The 21,092-nt window shown below is 35.4% G+C and carries 22 protein-coding genes and 1 tRNA gene; 4 read left to right on the top strand and 19 right to left on the bottom strand.

Annotated features, from left to right (window positions below):
- Positions 1 to 20: 20 nt before the first annotated feature.
- The 5 genes from ACH3PA_RS01155 to ACH3PA_RS01135 all read right to left on the bottom strand — a co-directional run bounded on the left by ACH3PA_RS01155 (position 21) and on the right by ACH3PA_RS01135 (position 5,883).
- Entirely contained in the window at positions 21 to 1,709 is a 1,689-nt protein-coding gene (locus ACH3PA_RS01155; protein WP_416448392.1) for a restriction system-associated AAA family ATPase, read from the bottom strand.
- Positions 1,690 to 3,108 carry a restriction endonuclease subunit S gene (locus ACH3PA_RS01150; RefSeq protein ID WP_416448391.1) on the bottom strand — a complete coding sequence of 473 codons (1,419 nt, stop codon included), beginning with the start codon at positions 3,106 to 3,108 and terminating at the stop codon, positions 1,690 to 1,692. Before ACH3PA_RS01150 ends, ACH3PA_RS01155 begins: the two co-directional genes overlap by 20 nt.
- Positions 3,098 to 4,642, bottom strand: coding sequence for an N-6 DNA methylase (locus ACH3PA_RS01145; protein ID WP_416448390.1), 1,545 nt, complete (start codon positions 4,640 to 4,642; stop codon positions 3,098 to 3,100). Before ACH3PA_RS01145 ends, ACH3PA_RS01150 begins: the two co-directional genes overlap by 11 nt.
- A 5-nt stretch (positions 4,643 to 4,647) precedes the next feature.
- Positions 4,648 to 4,863, bottom strand: coding sequence for a helix-turn-helix domain-containing protein (locus tag ACH3PA_RS01140; RefSeq protein ID WP_416448389.1), 216 nt, complete (start codon positions 4,861 to 4,863; stop codon positions 4,648 to 4,650).
- A gap of 624 nt (positions 4,864 to 5,487) precedes the next feature.
- Positions 5,488 to 5,883 carry a helix-turn-helix domain-containing protein gene (locus tag ACH3PA_RS01135; RefSeq protein WP_416448388.1) on the bottom strand — a complete coding sequence of 132 codons (396 nt, stop codon included), beginning with the start codon at positions 5,881 to 5,883 and terminating at the stop codon, positions 5,488 to 5,490.
- 233 nt (positions 5,884 to 6,116) lie between these two features.
- Between ACH3PA_RS01135 and ACH3PA_RS01130 the strand changes: the two genes are divergently transcribed.
- Complete coding sequence (locus tag ACH3PA_RS01130) at positions 6,117 to 6,914, top strand: RNA polymerase sigma factor (RefSeq protein ID WP_416448387.1); 798 nt, start codon at positions 6,117 to 6,119, stop codon at positions 6,912 to 6,914.
- A 2-nt stretch (positions 6,915 to 6,916) separates the two neighbouring features.
- A complete protein-coding gene (locus ACH3PA_RS01125) occupies positions 6,917 to 8,014 on the top strand; it encodes a hypothetical protein (protein WP_416448386.1) in 1,098 nt (365 codons plus the stop codon).
- Positions 8,015 to 8,426: 412 nt separating this feature from the next.
- Here the strand turns inward: ACH3PA_RS01125 and ACH3PA_RS01120 are convergent, their stop codons facing one another.
- From ACH3PA_RS01120 to ACH3PA_RS01075, 10 genes are all read right to left on the bottom strand, one after another.
- Positions 8,427 to 9,743: a serine hydrolase domain-containing protein gene (locus ACH3PA_RS01120; protein WP_416448385.1), complete on the bottom strand. Its 1,317-nt coding sequence runs from the start codon at positions 9,741 to 9,743 to the stop codon at positions 8,427 to 8,429.
- Position 9,744: 1 nt separating this feature from the next.
- Positions 9,745 to 10,347 (bottom strand): HAAS signaling domain-containing protein, encoded by a 603-nt coding sequence (locus ACH3PA_RS01115; RefSeq protein ID WP_416448384.1) that lies wholly within the window; start codon positions 10,345 to 10,347, stop codon positions 9,745 to 9,747.
- Positions 10,344 to 10,679 carry a PadR family transcriptional regulator gene (locus tag ACH3PA_RS01110; protein WP_416448383.1) on the bottom strand — a complete coding sequence of 112 codons (336 nt, stop codon included), beginning with the start codon at positions 10,677 to 10,679 and terminating at the stop codon, positions 10,344 to 10,346. Before ACH3PA_RS01110 ends, ACH3PA_RS01115 begins: the two co-directional genes overlap by 4 nt.
- A gap of 245 nt (positions 10,680 to 10,924) precedes the next feature.
- Positions 10,925 to 11,242 carry a DUF6730 family protein gene (locus tag ACH3PA_RS01105; RefSeq protein WP_416448382.1) on the bottom strand — a complete coding sequence of 106 codons (318 nt, stop codon included), beginning with the start codon at positions 11,240 to 11,242 and terminating at the stop codon, positions 10,925 to 10,927.
- Positions 11,239 to 12,024 carry a relaxase/mobilization nuclease domain-containing protein gene (locus ACH3PA_RS01100; protein WP_416448381.1) on the bottom strand — a complete coding sequence of 262 codons (786 nt, stop codon included), beginning with the start codon at positions 12,022 to 12,024 and terminating at the stop codon, positions 11,239 to 11,241. Before ACH3PA_RS01100 ends, ACH3PA_RS01105 begins: the two co-directional genes overlap by 4 nt.
- Positions 12,025 to 12,062: 38 nt before the next feature.
- Positions 12,063 to 12,359 (bottom strand): mobilization protein MbpA, encoded by a 297-nt coding sequence (gene mbpA, locus ACH3PA_RS01095; RefSeq protein WP_416448380.1) that lies wholly within the window; start codon positions 12,357 to 12,359, stop codon positions 12,063 to 12,065.
- An 89-nt stretch (positions 12,360 to 12,448) separates the two neighbouring features.
- Positions 12,449 to 13,303 (bottom strand): toprim domain-containing protein, encoded by an 855-nt coding sequence (locus ACH3PA_RS01090; RefSeq protein ID WP_416441291.1) that lies wholly within the window; start codon positions 13,301 to 13,303, stop codon positions 12,449 to 12,451.
- A gap of 186 nt (positions 13,304 to 13,489) precedes the next feature.
- On the bottom strand, positions 13,490 to 14,707 hold the full coding sequence (locus ACH3PA_RS01085) for a primase-helicase family protein (RefSeq protein WP_416448379.1): 1,218 nt from the start codon (positions 14,705 to 14,707) through the stop codon (positions 13,490 to 13,492).
- A 63-nt stretch (positions 14,708 to 14,770) separates the two neighbouring features.
- Positions 14,771 to 15,052: a helix-turn-helix transcriptional regulator gene (locus tag ACH3PA_RS01080; protein WP_416448378.1), complete on the bottom strand. Its 282-nt coding sequence runs from the start codon at positions 15,050 to 15,052 to the stop codon at positions 14,771 to 14,773.
- A 528-nt stretch (positions 15,053 to 15,580) separates the two neighbouring features.
- Positions 15,581 to 15,654: transfer RNA gene (locus ACH3PA_RS01075), tRNA-Met, on the bottom strand.
- A 157-nt stretch (positions 15,655 to 15,811) separates the two neighbouring features.
- Here ACH3PA_RS01075 and ACH3PA_RS01070 point away from each other — a divergent pair.
- Together ACH3PA_RS01070 and ACH3PA_RS01065 are read left to right on the top strand one after the other, a co-directional pair.
- A complete protein-coding gene (locus ACH3PA_RS01070; RefSeq protein WP_416441382.1) occupies positions 15,812 to 16,204 on the top strand; it encodes an START-like domain-containing protein in 393 nt (130 codons plus the stop codon).
- A gap of 53 nt (positions 16,205 to 16,257) precedes the next feature.
- Positions 16,258 to 17,097 carry an aminotransferase class IV gene (locus ACH3PA_RS01065; RefSeq protein WP_416441384.1) on the top strand — a complete coding sequence of 280 codons (840 nt, stop codon included), beginning with the start codon at positions 16,258 to 16,260 and terminating at the stop codon, positions 17,095 to 17,097.
- On the opposite strand, the gene ACH3PA_RS01060 is transcribed toward ACH3PA_RS01065, so the two are convergent.
- From ACH3PA_RS01060 to ACH3PA_RS01045, 4 genes are all read right to left on the bottom strand, one after another.
- Complete coding sequence (locus tag ACH3PA_RS01060; RefSeq protein ID WP_416441386.1) at positions 17,094 to 17,654, bottom strand: YqgE/AlgH family protein; 561 nt, start codon at positions 17,652 to 17,654, stop codon at positions 17,094 to 17,096. The genes ACH3PA_RS01065 and ACH3PA_RS01060 overlap by 4 nt on opposite strands.
- Before the next feature lie 112 nt (positions 17,655 to 17,766).
- On the bottom strand, positions 17,767 to 18,039 hold the full coding sequence (locus ACH3PA_RS01055) for an HU family DNA-binding protein (protein ID WP_416441388.1): 273 nt from the start codon (positions 18,037 to 18,039) through the stop codon (positions 17,767 to 17,769).
- A 189-nt stretch (positions 18,040 to 18,228) separates the two neighbouring features.
- On the bottom strand, positions 18,229 to 19,188 hold the full coding sequence (fmt, locus tag ACH3PA_RS01050; RefSeq protein ID WP_416441390.1) for a methionyl-tRNA formyltransferase: 960 nt from the start codon (positions 19,186 to 19,188) through the stop codon (positions 18,229 to 18,231).
- On the bottom strand, positions 19,188 to 21,092 hold the full coding sequence (locus tag ACH3PA_RS01045; protein WP_416448377.1) for a RecQ family ATP-dependent DNA helicase: 1,905 nt from the start codon (positions 21,090 to 21,092) through the stop codon (positions 19,188 to 19,190). Before ACH3PA_RS01045 ends, fmt begins: the two co-directional genes overlap by 1 nt.

The following is a 21,092-nucleotide window of genomic DNA, read 5'->3' as shown; positions in this document are numbered from 1 at the left end:
TGACTATATAACTATATGCCCTAATCATTCCCTTTATCTTTAAGTTCTTTTTCTTTTAAAAGTAGTTTCCTAAATAGGAGTACTTTCTCAACTGATTCACCTAAAATAATTGAATCTTTTTTGGCTTGCTCTATATCTTCAGGAGAATTGAAAGTTCTATTCTCTATTTCTTTAAGAATTTGAAGAGAGTAATCAGATATAGTTTCATCCTTTTTAAATATTTCCTCCAAAACTATACTTACCGAAGAACCGAAAGTGTTAAATCGCTTATCATGTGCACTTATCGCTTTAATTTTTCCTGCTTTATTCCGTTCAAAAATTACAACTTTATCTGGAAAGCAATCTGAAATAATGAAAGGAGAATGCGATGTTATAAGAATATCACTCTGCATATTATTACTCTCTGCTGCAATTAGACTTTTTTTAAGGGTACTAATGAATGTTGAGCGCCAATCAGGGTTAAAGTGTGTTTCAGGTTCATCTAATAGAAGTAATGCGCTTTTGTTTTTAAGCATTAAACAAATACCTAAGGAATGAATGAATTGCTGTTCACCATCTGATAGTTGTTTTAGCAGAAGCTCTTTTATTTCATTTGTTCCTTTTATGTGTTTTTCAATGTAATAATCTAAGAAATAAAAAACCTTATCTCTTGGCCCAGGTGAATGAATCTTGCCCTGAGTATAATATCCTTTGGAACCGTATACATCTGACTTTGTACCAAAATCAACAGAATGATAATTAAGGGTATATAAAACCTGAAAAGCTTGAAATAATTCGAAAATACCACCAGAAAAATTTTCCTGAAAAGCTTTTTTTGTATCCTCATTAATCCAAAAATCGAGCAACAATTTATTGTCATTTTGGAAATGAGCACTTGAACATTTCTTAAACTTTTTAATAGTATCTTCAAATTGTGTTAAAATGCCTTGTTTCTCTAGTAAATGCCCAATGTTTAAGTTCATTCTGAAACGTTTGATATCCAAAATGCCCAATTCAGTTTCCAATGGCTCAAGAACAGTGTGTTTGTCCTGAAATAAATAATTAGACAGTAATACTGCCTGACTCATTTCATAATCTATGTAAATCAGATTGCTTTCAGGGTTTTTGTAATTCAAATTTTTTCTAATAGCTTCTTTGTATTCATCAAAATGAAGAAGTCTAGTTTTTAGAAATGGTATACTTAAAGTTTCATTTTCACCAGAAGAATATCCTATAATTAAATCAGGTAGATATGCTTTTCCAGCAGCTATACTTTTAGCATTTTTAGGAGTAACAATATCCACCTTCCTCGATTCTTCATTAATGAAAGGATAAGGTTTCCAAGTCATTTCTGGCTCTCCGTTAACCTTTTTTGTAATATTTACCAAAACCATGTTTTCAATGTGATATTCAGCATCTTCAATTTGTGGCTTGATATAATACTCTAATTCGTAAGCGTCTGGTTTGCCTTGATTTGGATTGAATTGATCTTTGAAATTTTGTGGTTGATTTACATTAGCACAACTCTCTAAGTGGTAAAATATATTTGAAAGAGCTTCAAGGACATTGGATTTTCCGCTTCCATTTAAACCTGCAAAACAGAAGGGATGAAATTGTGCCCAAGACTCATTAGTAGACGTTTTGTCATCAAATGGTAATCTAAAGTCCAAACAAAATCCTTCGCTTAAACTACTAAAATCAATATTTAGTTTAATTTTTAATAGCTTCATCTTTTAAGCGGTATTTATATTCCTTATTGGTTTCTAGAATTATAGTATCACTTTCCATACGTTGTATGATACCTTTCAAATTTTCCTCATTCGAAAGATTTATGGATGAAGTCCTTTCTAATATTCTATATAACTTTTTTATGGCAATATCATACTGTTCATCATTTTCAAAGTCAGAAGCATTTATGGTATTTAAAAATAACTCTAGTTGAATATCATCATGGATTAAAGTGTCAATTTCATCTTTTTCTTTTGGCTTTTTTGGGTTGAAAGTATTGTAAACAAAAGCTTCTAATAGTTCATTAAGTAGCTTTAATGAATCATCAATTTTATCAGACAAAACTTGAACTTGTTTGTAAATTATTTCAAATTGATTTTGTCTTTCGATTGGAGGTAAGATGATATCTAGATCCCTTAACACTTTAAGATGTAAATGTTTAACAGCTACACCTTTTTTCCGATCGTTAAGGATGTATTGAATTGCGTTGGATCTAAGAAGAGAAACAAAGAAATAAGGATTTAATATGTCCTTATTACATTTAATCAAAGCAATACTTTCGTAGAAACTAAATTTTATATCTTTTTCTAATACTGCGGATCTTCCTAACGATCCACTTTTAGTTAAAAGAATATCTCCTTTTTCAGGGTTTCCTCTTGTTAAAAGAGAAGCGTATTCTGTTTCTTGGATGTATTTGACATTTTGCCAATCAATTGTATTTTTATTGATGTTTTTCGCAGAAAGAAAGATAACTCCGTCTTCAATATATTTTGGAGTTCTGTGAGTTCCGTCAGAAATTAAAAATGTCGCTTCTTTTAGTTTAATTTGTGGCCAATTAAATGTATTAATAATGGAGTCACCAAACATTGTATAAAAAAGAGAAGTTTGATACTCCTCGTTCAATAGCTTAGTACTTTGTCTTGTTAGAATTAACGATTCAATTTTACCAAGGATAGAAGTAGCTTTAATTTGAGAATTAATGTCAGGTAGGTTGAACTCATATTCATTAATTTGCCCTTTATTTAAATGTTTTAATCCTACTCCTCTTGCTTTTTTTTCTAATTCTTTTAAAGATTGATAAATTACATATTTGAAATAAATTTTATCTATTTCATTTGTTTTGAATTCAACTTTAAATAGATGTTGATTAAGGAGAGCCGCTTCTTCATTATGCCATTCATAAACCCCTAACGATCCTGCCCAAGCAATAAGAATATCACCTTTATTCACAATGAATTTTTCTGGAACATTCTTAGTAGTCCTGTTGTATTCTGCTTCAGAATTATTTAAATTCTGAATACGAATGATTTTCTTTCCTTCAGAGCTCCAATCTTCGGATTTGAAAGAGTAACCATTTATTAGATTTACGAGATCTTTTATTTTAACTTTTTTAAAATTCATGTCTCTTAAATTCTTCTAATCCTTTTAATATTTCAGATTCAAGGGCATTTAGTTGTTGCAAAATTTCCTTTGGTTCTCGATAATTTTCAGGTTCATAAATGAAATCTTGATAGTGATTGAAGTTTAACTCAAATCCATTTTTTTCTATCTCTAAATAGGGAATCGAAAAATGATCTAACTGTCTATTAGTCTGATTTTTTAGTTTACGCTGCCTCCATTCTTCAATAGTATTTGGTAATGGTTCATCTTTTAATCTTCTCCTATTTACATCTAAAGAATAGCCATCTGATTTCATTCCATAAAACCACACATTTATCTTTTGCGGTTCATTTCCACGAAGTTTTCGCTTTTTGAAAATGAGAATTGAAGTTTTCACTCCAGTGTATGGCATAAATACTCCTTCTGGTAAAGAAATTACTCCCTCTAAATCGCAATCGGTCATGAGGAGCTGTCTTGTTGTTTTGTGTGCGCTACCTGAGTTAAAAAGTAAGCCTTCAGGAACAATAACCGCTGCTTTCCCTCCTTCTTCAAGCATATAGATAATGCGTTCTAAAAACAATAATTCCGATTGTACAGTTTGTGCAATTCGGTCTCCATCTTTATCCTTTTTAGGCGAATAAGCTCGGTCAAGATTCTCGCTTATAGTAAGACTATTAATTTTACCTGTAAATGGTGGATTAGCTAAAATGTATTTATACTTTTCAGATGGATTTTCTCCTTCGTAATTTTCATATTTTTCAGATAACGTATCCAGATGAACAATATTTGGATTAGTGATACCATGCATCATCAAATTCATAGTCCCTATACGAACCATAGTTTGGTCGATATCAAAACCGTAAAAGGTCTTTTCTTTCAGTTTTTTGATTTGGGATTGGGTGAGTTTTTCTCCATCAACTCCTTTTGGTAAACCATTTATATCTTCCTCAACATCAACAGAATATTTAGTGATAATGTATTGATATGCTCCAACTAGAAATCCTCCCGATCCTGAGGCTAAATCACAAATTTTACCATCCAAGTCTGGTTCAAGTATTTCGGTCATCATTTGAATAATGTGCCTAGGAGTTCGGAACTGTCCATTTTTTCCAGCTTCACTAGTTTGTTTCAGTAAATGCTCATATACATCACCTTGAATATCTTGAAAATGCTGATTATCTTCTGCTTCTTGTCGTTCAATTTCTTTATAGATATCGTCAATAAATCCAATTGCATCTTCTAAAAGGGTTGGGTCATTAATTCGAAATGAAGCATCTTCCATAGCATCAGCAAAAGGATCTCCTTTTTCTGCTAAGTCCTTCTTTATATAGTTGAATACATTTTCTTTAAGATGAGGAACAAGTTTATCCCCTTTCCATTTATGGTAATGACTCCATTTTAATTCTTCAGGAGTAGTTGGATGAAAATTTTCCAACCGTTTCATAAAAAGCAAATATGAAATTTGTTCAATGGCACTTATGGGATTAGAAAAACCACCTGACCATAATCGACTCCATAGATTTTGTACTTTATTTCTTATATCATTTGTAATCATAATTTCTAGTTTTCCAATTTTAAATCACTGAATACCTCCTTAAACATTTCACCTGGATCAATGTCAATAGCTAAGGCAATTAAATACAATTCATCTGCTCGCAGTTTGGTTGATTCATTTGAGGTCAATTGAGATAGTCGAGCTTGACTGATTCCAGTTCGTCTAGAAACCATTGCCCTATTTACTGATTTCTTGGTAAGAAATAGTCCTAAAGAAGTCATAATACTTTCGAATTTATATCCGTAAACATAGCTTTATTAAATAAAAATACAGAATATCTAAATTATTGTTTTGTAGTTTAATAGATGATTATAAGATTTGTTTAGAAAGTCTAAAGAATACTTTTCAAAACTTATATTATGAGTCGAAAATATACTTAAGCAGATTTAGAAGAAGTCGTTTCAGTCCAATTAGAAAACCTCAATGCTATGCATGACCTTTTAAGTATCATGAAGCACGAAAATGAATTATTGGACAGTGCTAACATGAAATTGAAAGATGAAATCACAGATTTTTAAGCAAAAGTTATATCCAACTCGAAAAAAAATCATAAATCAGAGGGAGGGGAGATTAAGCTCTTTTGGTTTTTTTAGGCTCGGCTTGTGTGGTGGCAAAAGCCAAATGTGCTTAATTTGTGGTTGGCTTTTCGGCAATGGCATACAACTGGTTATATCAAAATGAAATATAGATTAAAAGCGATAAATTACATAATAACAGTATATCATATATTTTTCACAAGTTACTTTGTTTCACATTGACTTTATTACGGTTTTCCACAAAAGCACAAAAAAACCTCAAACTTTTTAGGAATTAGCTTTAATAAGCTAAGCTGCTTGGTTAAGTCTTTATTTTTTCTTTAGCAACTCTTCTAAATACATCACTTTATCTTTTTCGGCGTGAACCAAGCGTTCATAGAGCTCTACAATCTTATCAATAGGATTAAATGAAGGCTGAATATTAATGGCATTTAACGTAGAACTGTCGTTACTATTAAATGTATTAGATATAACATTCAGAACAGTCTCTTCAGAAAAATTTTCTATTGCCTCTTTAGTCACACCAAGCACTTTTGCAACCTCTTCAAGCTTCATTTCCTCTACTGTTTCACTTTGTTCCAGGTTAGAAACACTTTGTTGGCTAATGCCAAGTTCTTCTGCAAGCGTCTCTTGCTTTATACCTCGAAGCTCTCGTATTCTGGCAATCTTCCGGCCTATATGATTGGGTTTGGTTTCTGTTGTCATAACTTAAAGATATAGATTCTTTCTATGTGGTTTAATCTTCTGGTAAAATACAAGTTCGTCCTTGTATTTTACAAAGGACTCTGGTTGGTTACCGTTTACGGATGCCACTAATTTAACGTAAAATTTTTGCGTGGTAAAATTATAAACCTATTTCATGTTAAAGCGAATACCAAGAACCGTTCAAAGATACCACTCCAGTTATGGAACTAATGTAAATCTTATAAAGTCATTTTATGAAATCTTCTAATGACACTACTCATTTTAACCTTTTAAAACAGGGCTGTCCATCAGCCTTTACAGCTATCTATGCCAGGTATCACAGGCGTATCTACTGGATGGGGAGGAGTCTTATAAAAGATTCCTTTGTGGTAGAAACCCTCGTACAGGATACCTTTTTAATCCTTTGGGATAAACGCGAGCAAATCGAGTCGCCTACGCATTTGGTCAATTTCTTGTATACGGTAATTAGTAGCGAATGCAAATGGTATTATGCCCGTCCTAAAAATCAATTTGACCGGGATTTTTACTCCTTAGATAAATTCCCCAGCTATCAGGAATATATGCTGGGTTATGATCCGGCTGCAGTAGATAATCATCTTATAGATCAGCAAAAAAAGCAAGAAGACTACGAGAAAGTTGTCCATATATTACCGCTTCTGGGAACACAGCGCAAGCGCCTTATTGAACTCTGCTTTCAACATGGCTTTAAGTACAAAACGATTTCAGAGCATATGGGCATCAGCATTACCGAAGCCAGTAATACAGTTAAGAAGACGATTGAAGAGATCAAAACTATCCTTAATCAAGGATACCTCCCTGAGACCAATAAACCAGCGTTAGCGCATTCAAAGCCTTCCATTGAAATCACGGAACAAGAAGCTCGGGTATTGGAACTCCGCTGCGAACAGCACTATTCGTTTGGCGCCATTGCTGCAGAGCTGAACTTATCTCAAAAAGAAGTACATCGCGCCTTTACCACAGCCTATAAGTTTCTGCAGGAAAACAACGAACAGCATTTACAATCTGCCTGATTATGAAAACCAAAACGCTCAGCCTTACCCGAAAGATCCAACTCAATATAGACCTGCCGGATTATGAAGCACGCAAAGAGGCTATGGCCAAACTCTACGACTGGCAATACTGCTGCTTTAAAGCGGCAAACATTATCGTAACTCACCTGTATTGTCAGGAAATGATTAAGGAGTTCGTTTACTTAACTGAAGATATCCAATACAAACTTGCTGACGTTAAAAAACACGAAAATGGAATCTTAAACCGCTCCCGGATCAACAGCACCTATCGCGTGGTCTCTGATCGCTTTAAAGGTCAAATTCCTACGGATATTTTATCGAGTTTAAACAAGAACTTAGAGAGTTCGTTTAATAAAGATAGACCCAAGTATTGGAGTGGGGAACGCTCCCTTAAAAACTTCAGGCGCGATATCGGCTTTCCTTTTGATCCACGTTGTATGTGGGGATTTAAGTATGATGAAGATCGAAAAGCCTTTTGTTTTCGGTTGTTTCAAATTCCCTTTTGTACCTATTTGGGAGGTGACTTCTCCGATAAGCGAAGTTTGTTGCACCGGGTATTAAAAGGAGAAACCCGATTGCGGACATCAGAGATTAAACTTAAAGACGGAAAAATCTTTTGGTTGGCGGTTTTTGATATCGAACAGGAACAGCACACATTAAAACCTCAGGTAGTAGCCGAAGCTTCTTTGTCTTTAGAATACCCCATTACCGTCAAGATTGGCAGTAGCAGAACGGCCATAGGAACCAAAGAAGAATTTTTGTACCGCAGACTGGCGATTCAGGCGGCACGAAAACGGGCATTGGACGGATCTACCTATTCCCGGGGTGGTCACGGGCGTAAACGCAAACTCAAAGCTGTATATAAGTTTAATGAAAAGGAAATCAACTATGTGAATCAGCGCTTGCACGTATACAGCAGAAAACTCATTGACTTCTGTGTAAAACACCAAGCAGGAACTTTAATTCTTCTGAACCAGGAAGCCAAGATTGAGGCCGCACAAGAACAACCTTTCGTCCTTGGAAACTGGAATTATTATGAATTAACCAAGAAAATAAAATATAAAGCGAAGAAGGCAGGTATTGAACTGCTCATAGATTAATGACAAATTTTAAGGTCTGAGGGTGCTTGTACACCCATAAAGTGGGGTCGGAAGGCACTCACTAAATGCCAGCGGGCATATACAACGGCGTGAGCTTACTTATATTAATCTACTTAATATAAGGAAGTTTAAACTTCCTTATAAAAATATAACTGCGGACACGACTACTGTTAGAGTCAAGCTCCCTTCTCATTTAGAGAAGGGCGGAGTGAAAAGGATAACCTTAAGCTCATAATTTCAAAGAAGGGTGCTTGTACCCCCGCAAAGTGAGATGCCTGATACGCACTGAAAGCCATTAGGCATATAAAACGGTGCGATAGCACTTATCATTTTGATTCTCAAAACGAAATTATCGCAATTCAAAATCAGATTATATAGTTAAATTCAAATAGTAGTGATACTAAAATGCTATTTATTCTTTCTTAAATAAAAACTCTTTTCCACCTTGTATTAATAACATCTCATTTTCAGCGGAATTAAATTCTATTTTCACCCCAGCTTGTTTAAAAACAAATGTGTTTTTTGAAGTTGGCTCGAGCGAAAATGCTGATTGACCAGTAGCCTGAGCTAACAGAGTAAAATCTTCTTTAGTAATAGTTATTTTTGGAGGAATCTGTTCACTGGAGTAGGTTCCTAGAAATTTTTCTAATTCTTCTGTTGTTAGAGAAATTGAAGTAAACTCAGGTAAATCAAATTTTCCCTCATAAAAACTACCTAAAACGGCTATTAGGATATCATTTTTATTATAGTTAATCCCATTTCCCGTTAAACTAATAGCGAGTTGATCATCAGGAAAAAAACTAGTAACCGATTGAAAACCATCAATCCCTCCTGTATGTCCATAACTCCATTTATCGTTATAAGGAAACTTAAATAGGCCTAGGCCGTATCCATTCTCTATAGATTTCATGAGCTCTAAACTATTTTTTGAAATAATTTCCCCATTAAAGAGAGCAGTAATAAAAATATTCAAATCCTCAGGAGTAGAAATAATAGCTCCCGCTCCTTGTGGAATAGACATATCTGTTTCAGTTTCTTTATTCCATTTTCCTAAAAAAGAATAGGAGAGGGCTTCATTAGTTTTTGTATTTATTTTTTGACCATATGCTGTGTTTTTTAAATTCAGAGGAAGAATTATTTTTGTTTCAAGAAGTTTACTGAATGGCGTTTTATAGAGGTCTTGTAGAATAAAGGTCAACAATAGGAAATTAGAATTGCTGTACTCACTTTTGGAATTGGGTTCAAAATCACTTTGAAAACCCTCAATTCTTTCAAGCATATTTTCTTTTGATTGTTGTGTTTGATTCCAATCCAAATAATCTTCATTTCGAGTGAAATCGTGAATACCACTGCTGTGGCTCAGCAAATTTTTGATAGTTATTTTATTAGCATTCACGATCTCAGGATAGAACTGATCTAGAGTATCATCCAACGCTAGTTTGTTCTCCTCCACGGCTTTTAATATTAGTGAAGCTGTAAACATTTTAGATATTGAGCCTACTCGATATTTGGTTGAACTATTAGATTTAATGGAATCCTCGATATTTACATATCCAATAGTTTTCTGGTATAAAGATTTTCCGTTTTGAGACACCGCAAGACTCCCCATAAATTTATTATGGCTTTCGAGCAAATCAAAAAGGCTGTCTAATTTTTGGGTATCAAGTTCTTGAGCAATGCAAATTGAGGTAATAAAAAGCAAGATTGATATGATGATTGATTTTTTCATATTAGTGTTTATTGATTGATCTTTTAAACTTTAATAATAGTGTCAGAAGGAGGTAAGCAATTAATGTAATTCCAACGAGGGCCGGGATAAACCAATTCCCTAAAATTTCGGTAACATTTGGATTTTTCATATACTCAGAGTTGAGTTTTCCCAGAAGCATGAATGAATCATCTTTGAAATAAAGTCCTACCTGATCTGGATTCTTTAGTTTGAAGTAAATAAGAATGACAAAACCAAATAGACAGATATAGAGAATGCCGAAAACCACATAAGAAATACCATTACCTATATTAAGTGCTATAGCTTTAAATAAATGGACAGGGTTGAACGTGCGCGTAGCTTGTTCTAGTTTTTTATCTGCAATTAAAGGTTTCAAGACTTCCTCCGGCTCACCAAGTTTTTCTAAGAGGTCGAGAAGATGATCGGTTTCATGTTTGTTAGTTTTTCTGGCAAGCCCCTCATATATATGGCTATTGAATTCCAAGAGTACATCTTGCTGATCACTTTTAGAAAGAGATGAAACAGTTATTTCGATGCGCTTCATATAGCTTCTATAAATACGTTGAGAAGCAGTTTCTTTAAATTGAATTTCTTTTATTTTCATTGAGATATTTTTTTAATTGAAGAAGCCAGATCTGCCCAATAGGTTTGCATTGTTTCAAGAGTTTCCTTTCCGGTTTCTGTCAGTGTAAAATATTTTCTAGGTATACCAGATTCTTGCTCCACCCATTTAGAAGTCACTAAACCCTCCTTTTTTAACCTGTTCATAAGGGGATAGAAAGTTCCTTCTGCAATTTCGATTTGGGTTAATTTTTTTACCTCTTCAATAAATTCATATCCATAAAATTCTTTATCCCTTAGAACATTGAGGACAATAAAAGTCAAGGTTCCTTTCTTGACTTGAGATTTCCATTTTTCAACAAAAATTATATTCATATGGTAAATGTATAATAAAATACATAGTATAACAATGTATTAATGTAAAATAGTAGATTAAAACATTTATACGGTTTGAATCTTTTTAAAATTTGTAAACGTTATTTTAAAAATGCTGATGAAAAGAAACTACTGAAAACTAGCAGCTAAACCTTACCTAAGCCCCCTTCCCATTATTTTTCCTTTCAAAAAGGCCTTCACAACGATTAGGTTTTTTTGAAAGAAAAAATTAATTCCTGTTTTACCTAATAGCGTAGCAGCAGATAGACAATAATAAATGCTTGTGAAAGAAAAAGAAGAAGGGCAAGAATGATGAGCCAATTCGGAATCGTTCGAGAGTGCTTAATCCGTTTTAAGATTTCTTCCTGATTTTCCTGTTGAGCTGTTTGATCAAGCTGTAGTTTTCTAAGATGCTCTTCGATTAACTTTTCAATTTGAGTACTGTCAGCTTTAATAGCTGTGCTTTTAAGGCTTTTTTCAATGATCTCTAAGCGATCCACTTCTTCCTTAAAGGAATGCAGCTCCTCAACGAGTAGTTCTGATAGTAGTTCTAGTTTGGTCATATTCCAATACCTTTATCGATTACAATTTTTAGAACCTTTTTGGCTACAGCTTTAGCCAGACTTGGTACAATGGGCACGCTTGTTCCCGATAAAACAACACTTCTTCCACGGTTGATGGATTTCAGCAAATTACTGGCAGACATCGAGCGGTGAACGGCGCTACCTTTTATGCTTTGTCCCTTATATTCAAACCGAAAGCCCTGCAGCTCCTTTGATTTGTTGATCACTGGGATTACACTAATCTGTTTTTCCTGCATCCGGTTGATATAGGTCTGTAGGTCTTTAGTATTTTCCTGTCCCATGGTACGCTCATGTGCTTTTTGTATTTCACTTCGGATCCTGCTTAGCTCCAGACTCTTTTCATACTGCACTTCTTTAACCGTTTGAATCCCCAGCTCTCTGGCAGTACGCTCTGCTGCTAATTGACTTTGCTTTCCAATAAAGCTGTCCTTGTACGCCCTGCCATTTAGATCGATACGATTGACATAGAGATGCACGTGGGTATGCTCTTTATCCCGATGCACATAAGCCACTGCCTGGCGCTCCTGTAATTTCATTTGCTGAATAAAGGTTTTGGTAAGTTCTCCAAGTTCCCGGTTGCTAAGATTTTCTCCATCACGAACCGTTGGGCTTAGAATAAAGCTCAAAGTATTGCGCTCACAGTTTTGATTGAGTTCTTGAACAGCTTTAAATTCTTCAGCGATTTCTTCTGCAGTTTCTCCCAAGATTAGATCACTATAAACCTGCTCAGCTTCTTTCTCGTTGTTATTACCATATCTCAAAGCGCCAAGGGTGCTGGATATGGAACTTCCTTTGCCAATCATTTGAGTATGGTTTTTAAATGCTTCTTGATTTCTTCAGCGACCTGAATAACTTCCTGACTGAGCTTTGGATTTCCTTTTTTATACATATTCCCAATGCGTTTAAAGTTGTTGTGATACTTGACCAGCATTTTATAGGTGTTGATATGGTCTTCATTCATACGCTCGGTGATTTGTTGTTCCATTAAGCTATTTCTGCAAAATGCACTTAAGGAAGAACCTGCAGCTTTAGCTTTGATCTGCAGCAGTTTTTTCTCATAAACGCTGCATCTGAATTTGATAAGTGCTCGTTTCATCGTTTATATTTTTTTCTTTGCAACCATCGGGAGCAAAGCAAGATTGTGGCCACAGCCACACATCTTGCCCTGCTTTCCAGAAAGCAGTTTTAATTCGTTTTCATTAGCCAGGCATTTAAGTCTTTTTCAGCTCTATAGAACTCCGATTTATCGATACAAGTTGAAGTTGAATTCAAGAAGAAAGCTGTGGTATCTCTTCCAGCTTCATCATTATCCAAATACAGTTCAACAATTTCATAATGATCATAATAGGGGAGTGCTTTATCTGCAAAAGCAATGGAGTTTAAAATCAGAAAATCAGCTTCGCGTTTTATATTTGGATAGATTGTAATCAGCGATAACAGATCAAACATACCTTCCAGAACCATTAAATTCTGAGACTCATTTTTGATCCAGGTCAGATCTTTTGGAGAGCTGGACGATTTAAAATATTTATTTCGGAGTTCCCATCCTCCAGAATAGTTTTTAAGCCCAATGGCGAAACCATATCTATCATTAATCGTATAATGAACCTCTTTACAAAATTTCTTCCCTGCAATCAGACTGATTTTCCGTTTCTTCAAATACTGTAATAAAGCTGGATGCTGAATGCGCTTAATGTATTTGATTTCAATTCCAGATTCCTTGAAATTAGTTTCCTGCTGCATTGAAAGGTTGTCATTCCCTGTTTTGATTTGAGCTAAGATTACTAATGCATCACGTACGGATACTTTTGAAAGGGCACAAACCAGATCGATACAGTTGCCGCCTTTACCCAATCCGTGATCGTACCAGCAGTTTAATTTTTTAGATACTTTAAAGGATGCTTGGGTTTCTGACCGCAGGGGACTCAGAAACCAAGCTTCCTTTTCCGTATTGCGAGAGGGATAGTGTCCTAAAAATCCCAGCGCCTCTACGATGGGGATTTTTCGGGCTCTTTCACACGATATTTCTTTTTTTTTCATCAGGCTTTACTTTGGAGTTATTTTTTGATGAAGTGATGTTTTGGGCTTCTATCCCTTATAGGTTCTAGGTTTCTTAAATCATCAAAAGTGCATCAGCTCATCATTCTTTTTTTTTTCATCTGCATCACTTTTTATTTTGATGATTTAAAGATGAATAAGTGATGAGTACTTCAAGAGCTATAAATACTAGTCTTCAGCTTCATCATTCATCAGTGCATCAAAATTTTCAATTAGAAAATCCTTAGTGATGGTAAAGTATCTTCCTTTAGCCTCTGTAAACTGTAGCGATCCGTCTTGCCACATCAGCAGTTTTTGATAGCAAAGGGTATTCGATTTATTGGTGATCCTCCAATCCTTCTTGAGCAGCCTTCTCAATTGAGTAAGTTCTGTTTTGATTCTAGTTTTACTCAACAGGTTCAAAGCATCAATAGGACATAAATTAATTTCGGTAAGGTTAAAATGATCTAATGCTAATAACAGGATTTCAGCAAGTTCTTTTTCTACCCGGTTTCGATTATGGAGCACTAAACGGGTTAATGCTTTTGTCCTAATTTGACTTGAATGAAACCACATTCTGGTTGTATGCTTCGAATAGATTTTACGATGCTCCAAAAAGTAAAGAAAGGCTGGAACCTCTGCTTCAAGATGTTCTAAATAATTGGTTACTTCTAGATCAAGTCTGGGGATTTTTCGAATCCAAAACCGGGTCTCGTTTCCATCTATCTTTATAAAGGTATCCTCATTATTACTACAGAGTATGAACTTACCGAAAAACTCAACCTCTCGTTTATCTTTACCTTTCGCTTCAAGCATATTGATATTTGTGGTGCTCAGGTATTTGATGCGTTCGGTGAGTTCTTCTTTATTAAAGAGGACTTCATCAATACAGATTAGCAGTTTATTGGCCCAATCTGCATTGAACTGACTACTAAAACTGTCATTGGTCAGATAGGTGAGATTGTTTTCAAAAATGATTTTCAACCACTTTAAAAAGGTGCTTTTACCGGTAGAACGTTCCCGGGATACCAAACATAAAATCGGCAGTATCTGAACTGGCCGCAAGTAAAGTAGTTGCAGGTAATCCAGTCCTAACTCATAATGCTCTCCAAAAATATGCTTGATAAATTTTTGAGTGTAACTTATGGTTCCTTCCTTTGGTTTTTTGCTAAGCGGAGAGTAGGTATTATAAAAATGGTAGTATGCTGGTTTAAAATCAGTATGACTGGGAATACAGGTAAACCCATCATACTTTAGTATTTTACTTAAATAGGTTTTACCATGATCCTGTCTTATAGTTTCAATACTCCAGGGAATTAAGAATTCATTAAAGTGACCTGCAATAGTAGGTGCTTTAACTGATTTGTAATAAGAGGTTCCTACACGTATATATGGTATGGCTTTCATAATAAGATATGTTTAAATGAAAAAGGAACACCCCATAAGGAAATGGGGTGTTTACTGAATTAATCAACGTTTATTTGAAGTTGTTCTACGATTCTTATCTTCAATTTGAAAATGAGAATCTTGTTGATTGTTTAAAAGCCATTCATTTAGCAAATCAATATCGAAATAGATGAGTTTGCCACTGGGTTTGTAGTGTGGTATCGCTCCTGTAGAAGTTAATTTGTAAAGGTAGCTGCGAGACATACCTGTATAATCGCAAGCTTCTTCAATAGTAAGTACTTTTTTCTGGGCGAGCAGAAGCGATTCAATTCGCGCAAGCCTTTCGTCTAATTTAATCGTGTTCATGGTATTCGTTTTTAAAATGAATAATGAACAAAGCGCTTTGTTTATTTTTTATAGAATTCCTTTGATAAAAGTAAGTAGGGGGTAAGTTTACAGGCTAATACTAAGCGTGTTTTTATACACAAAATGGAATAAAAGTAAACCATATATTTTGACATCAATTGAAATTCTTCACTCACAAAAGACTTTAAATTTAATGGATCTTTTAAAGGTTTATTGGACTTATCAACAATTAATGTCTACAAAAATTTTAATTCATACCCCATCAAAGAGCTAGAAAACGTCTTTTAATGGAAGAAGTCAAGTAAAAAATATAAGTATTGTAAATAGAATACAAGATCTTTTAGCTTGTATAAAAAGGAAATTGAACTATTTCAGCAGAAAAGTAGTAGGTAATTAAATTTGATTTCAAATGATAGAGATTGGTAGAACAGGGCCATTTTCAAGTGTTAAAAATGTTAAAGTTTTACCTATGTTGTACCTTTAGTGAGTCAGACAGCTACAAATTAATGTAACTGCCTGATTATCAAGTAGCGAGAGGGGGGCACGATCCCCCGACCTCCGGGTTATGAATCCGACGCTCTAACCAGCTGAGCTACCTCGCCAAATTTCAACTTAACAAAAAACTATTTCTCTTAAGCGGGTGCAAATATAATAACAATTACGGTTAGCGCAAGCATCTTATTTATAAAATAAATTTATTTAGACTTCCTTTCTAAGTCTATAATTAATATTTATATTGGCGCCGAAACAATTTAATTTATGGAAGAGAAGGTAAAATTTGAAATAGAGTTTCCGGTGCAGGCCTCGCCGTCGCTCTTATATCAATATATGTCTACGCCATCTGGTATGTCTGAGTGGTTTGCAGATAACGTAAACTCACGCGGAGAGTACTATACATTCATTTGGAATGGTAGCGAAGAAAAAGCAAAACTACTTGGTAAAAAAAGTGGAGAGCGCATTAAGTTTAGATGGATGGAAGATGTTGAAGATGAAGAACCTTACTATTTCGAGTTACGCATTGTAGTTGATGATATAACAAAAGATGTATCGCTCATTATAACAGATTTTGCAGAAGAAGATGAGGTTGATGAAGGGAAGATGTTCTGGGAAAATCAAATCTCAGAATTAAAACATGTGATAGGCTCTACCTAGAAAAACCAATAGTTAAAGTATATTTGTCCCTCCTCAAAAAAGGGACTTTTTTTATGATCAATTTAAACGGAAACTTAACAAACGCACCACATTTTTCACCTCAAAACCGCGCTTTGCTTTATGGAGATGCCGTTTTTGAGACCGTGCGTTGCCAGGGTGGTAAGATTTATTTTTGGGAAGATCATTATTTCAGGCTAATGTCTTCTATGCGTATTCTGCGTATGGAAATACCCATGCACTTTACACTTGAGAACCTCCAGGAAGAGATATTAAAGACGCTCGCGTCAAGTGAACTTGAAAGTAAGGCGGCAAGTGTGCGCATAACTGTATTTAGAAATGAAGGTGGTAAATACTTACCAGAAGACAATACGGTAGGTTTCTTCGCTTTCGCGAAAGCGTTATCAACTCCGTTTTATACACTAAGCGAGGCAGACTATGAGGTAGAGCTCTATAAAGATCACTATGTAAATGCTGATCTGCTTTCGACACTCAAGACAACTAATAAGCTCATACACGTCACAGGAAGCATTTTTGCTAAAGAAAATGGTTATGACAACTGTATACTCATCAACAACAATAAAACGATCGTAGAGGCTTTACAGGGCAATATATTTCTTGTAAAAGACAATCATATAAAAACTCCCCCTTTAGAAGAGGGATGTTTAAGAGGGATTGTAAGAAAACAGTTGATCGATATCATTCAAAACCTCAAGAATTATACTTTTGAAGAAGTTGCCATCTCGCCTTTTGAATTGCAAAAAGCAGATGAGATATTCATCACAAACGCGATAATAGGTATACAACCTGTTACTAAGTATAGAAAGAAAGTCTATACCAATACGGTTGCAAAAGATCTTATAGGTAAATTAAATGCTAAAGCCCGGTTATCTTAGTTATAACTGGGGTTTTCTGGTGCATTAGACCAGATTAGGTAATCGCCGCCCAGTTCTATCATTTTCTCTTTCCAAAGGTCTGGCAGGCATTTATTAATGATTTCCTTTTCATAGATGTTCTCTACCACGATCCATGAGTTAGAATCAAGTTCCTGATCTAATTGATGAGAATCCCAGCCAGAATAGCCTAAAAAGAAGCGTATCTCACTTTCAGAAATGCTGCCGCTTGCGATAAGGTCTATCACCCTGTCAAAATCGCCACCCCAATATATACCTGCAGAAATCTCAACGCTGTCTGGTATTAACTCTGGTACTTTATGTATGAAATATAGGTTATCCTGCTCTACAGGACCACCATTATAGACTTGCATTGTAGATGCGATCTCCGGGATAAGTTCATCTAAAGTAAAGCTAAGGGGTTTATTTAAAATAAAGCCAACAGAGCCTTCTGTAGAATGATTTGCTAGTAAAACAACAGAACGGTTAAACGAGACATCACCTATGATGGAGGGCTCTGCAATGAGCAATTTTCCTTTTGTGGGTCTCTTTGTAGTCATGATTTTTTAATGATTACTCCTAAACTAAGTTATTTTTTCTAAACGACAAAATACAATAAACTATAAAAAAATAAAGCCCTCAATGAGGGCTTTAAATGTGTTTTAATATCAATTAGTTAACAGAATCTGATAGCTCAGAACCAGCTTTGAACTTAACAACGTTTTTGGCTGCAATTTTAATTGTTTTACCCGTTTGTGGGTTTCTGCCTTCACGAGCAGCTCTCTTAGATACAGACCAAGAACCAAATCCTACAAGAGATACACGATTACCTCCTTTAAGTGATGATTCTACGTTTCCTAAGAAAGACTCTAATGCTTTTTTAGCAGCTGCTTTAGTGATTCCTGCATCTTCTGCCATTGCATCAATTAAATCTGATTTGTTCATAATATAAATTTTAAAAAATTAAATTGTTGGTTAAACTTTTTGTTTAATAGTTCAACAAATTTATACGGATTATCCGTTCATGCAAGGAATAGCGCAGGAAATCCTGATTATTGTTAATAACTTCGACCTATTGTTAATAACGGATGATTTATTATTACTCATTACAATAACATCAGTATTTATAAGGCTTCACAACATTTTTGCGCCATCAGAAAATGAATATCCGTTTAAGAGGTCTTTTACCTTCATTTTTCGTTTTCCCGGAAGTTGTATTTCGTCGATCAATAGAATTCCGTCTTTGGCCTGTACGGTTAATTTTCCATCAGTCACTTTAATGTGACCAATTTCTGCTTCGGGCGCGACGGTAAAATCTTCTCCTGCTATGCTGGCAGCATATATTTTTAAGGTGTCTTTTTTACTATTATTTTCAAATTCACTCCAGGCAACAGGATAAGGACTTAAGCCTCTTATAAGATTGTGTATTTTCTCAATAGGTTGCGACCAGTCAATCTTAGTGTTCTCTTTATTAAGTTTGTAGGCTGTGTGAATTTGTTCTTTTTTGGGCTGTGGTTTTGTTTCTACCTCACCTGTCTTAATATGTTCTACAGTCTTTATAATAAGATCACTACCCAGATTCATCAATCTGTTATGTAAACTTCCTGCATTTTCGCCGGGCTCTATCGCTAGTTGCTCCTGCAGGATAATGGCACCCGTATCTATTTTTTCGTCTATAAAAAATGTAGTTACCCCGGTTATGGTCTCACCATTTATAAGCGCCCAGTTTATGGGAGCAGCTCCTCTGTAATCTGGCAGGAGGGAAGCGTGAAGGTTAAATGTACCATATTCTGGCATTTTCCAGACCGCAACGGGCAACATTCTAAAGGCAACTACAATTTGTAAGTTCCCGTTGAGAGCCTTTAATTCTTTTAAAAATGCTTCATCTTTCAGGTTTACGGGTTGTAAAACAGGAAGATCGTGAGCGACAGCATACTCTTTTACAGCGCTCATCCTTAATTTTTGACCTCGGCCTGCAGGACGATCTGGTGCGGTTATCACTCCCGCAATAGGATATTTTTGTTGTACCAAAGCATCCAGACTTGCTACTGCAAAATCTGGTGTACCCATAAATATGATTCGTAAATCTCTCATTATACCTTTTTATATTGATTGTCTGCGGTTATGTAGATCAACCTTTTTTGTAGTAAAGTCTTTAGAACTTCTAATAGTTTATTCTCTTCTGTAGTATTTATCTTTTGAGCCAGAGCTCGAGAAGAAATTGCGTTTTCCGCCAGTAAAAGTAGGATTTTTGCCTCTATTTCGCCGTTTTTTTCGCGTGAAGCTGTCTTTCTTTTAGCTCGCATACACACATCACAAATACCACAGGGTTCAGATTTATTTTCACCAAAATAGGCCAACAGCTGTATACTGCGACAAATAGATTTTTCATCAATATAAGTGAGCAATGCATTAGCTTGCTCCTCCTTTCTGCTGTTTTGTGCTCTAATATCTGCTGCAATGGGATTGATAACACGTTCATCTTCTCGGGGCACCAAAAAGGTTATAGAAGTGTCATAATTTATGTGTTCATAGATCGCGATATCATCTTTATCAAGTTGCAAAAGTATATCGTGCACACGGCTAACGCCTACATTAGACTTTTGTGCGATAACAGTATGATCTACCGCTAATTTTTGGTCAAAAATGCCGCCATATGTGCGTAAAATATTTTTTACTACTTCGTCTATTCCGGGATTTTTAATGAGGTAAAAACTAAGGGCAATGTTAGAAATCTTAAGCTGTAAGGTCGCTTTTCTAAAAAATTCCTGCGCAAGCGTTATCACACTATTTCTGTCAAGCAATTGCAGGGCATTGTAGGTGATGAGTGTATTGAGCTTGTAAGTGCTGCAAAAATCCATAAAATTGAAGCGAAAAACTTCCTGCTCACCTTCACCATACGAGATCTGGAAGTAGCTGTTTAACTTTTTATAAACCTGCCTTACGTAATCAACAGAAGGTAATATCCTGATAAATTGATTATATAATCGCTCTTTATCTGCCGGACTATACAAAACAAAGCTATATGCGGCATTGCCATCGCGACCTGCTCTGCCAGCTTCCTGAAAATAACTTTCTATACTTTCTGGCAGCTCTACGTGAATTACTGTTTGCACATCTGGCTTGTCTATACCCATACCAAAAGCATTAGTAGCCACCATTACCTGAACTTTATTAGAAGCCCAGTCTAGAAAATTTGCATTGCGTTTATCATTGCCCAGACCGCCGTGATAATGATGTGCAGTTATACCGCGGGATTGTAAAAAATCAGCATAAGTTTGAGCTGTTTTTCTACTGCGTACGTAGATAATTGCAGAGCGCGTATTCTTTTTTAAAATATCGAGAATACGATAATGTTTGTCTTCTTCGGCAAGAACACGGTATGCCAGATTCTTACGCTCAAAAGAAGTTTGAAAGAATTTATATTCCTTCAGTTTAAGCTGTTCTACAATATCTTGTTGCACTTTAGCCGTTGCTGTGGCTGTTAATGCAATGCAGGTGATATCAGGAATGCTTTCGCGAAAGCTTATAATATTGCGGTAAGCTGGTCTAAAATCATGTCCCCATTGTGAGATACAATGCGCTTCATCAATTGCTAATAAAGAGACGGGCATTTGTTTTAAGCGCTCCAGTACAAGCTCCTGCTGCAATCGTTCTGGTGAGAGATATAGCAATTTGTAATTACCATAGATGCAGTTGTCTAACAATTTATCAAGATCTGTATAGCTTATACCTGCCGGAATATACAAAGCTTTAATTCCGCGGTTTGTGAGTTGCATGACCTGATCTTTCATAAGCGAGAGCAGGGGAGAAACAACTATTGCAATTCCTGCCTGCAAAACCGCCGGGAGTTGGTAGCATATAGATTTACCACCACCGGTAGGGAGTAAGGCTAGAGTGTCTTTACCATTTATAACACTTTTAATGATCTCTTCCTGATTAGGCCTAAAAGATTGGTAACCCCAGTATTTTTCTAGTATTTCTGTGGGGTTTTGCAT

Origin of the sequence: Leeuwenhoekiella sp. A2 (assembly GCF_047946655.1) — a bacterium.
Taxonomy (GTDB): domain Bacteria; phylum Bacteroidota; class Bacteroidia; order Flavobacteriales; family Flavobacteriaceae; genus Leeuwenhoekiella.
Note: the sequence above shows the minus strand (reverse complement) of the source record. Positions and strands in the feature narration are given on the sequence as shown.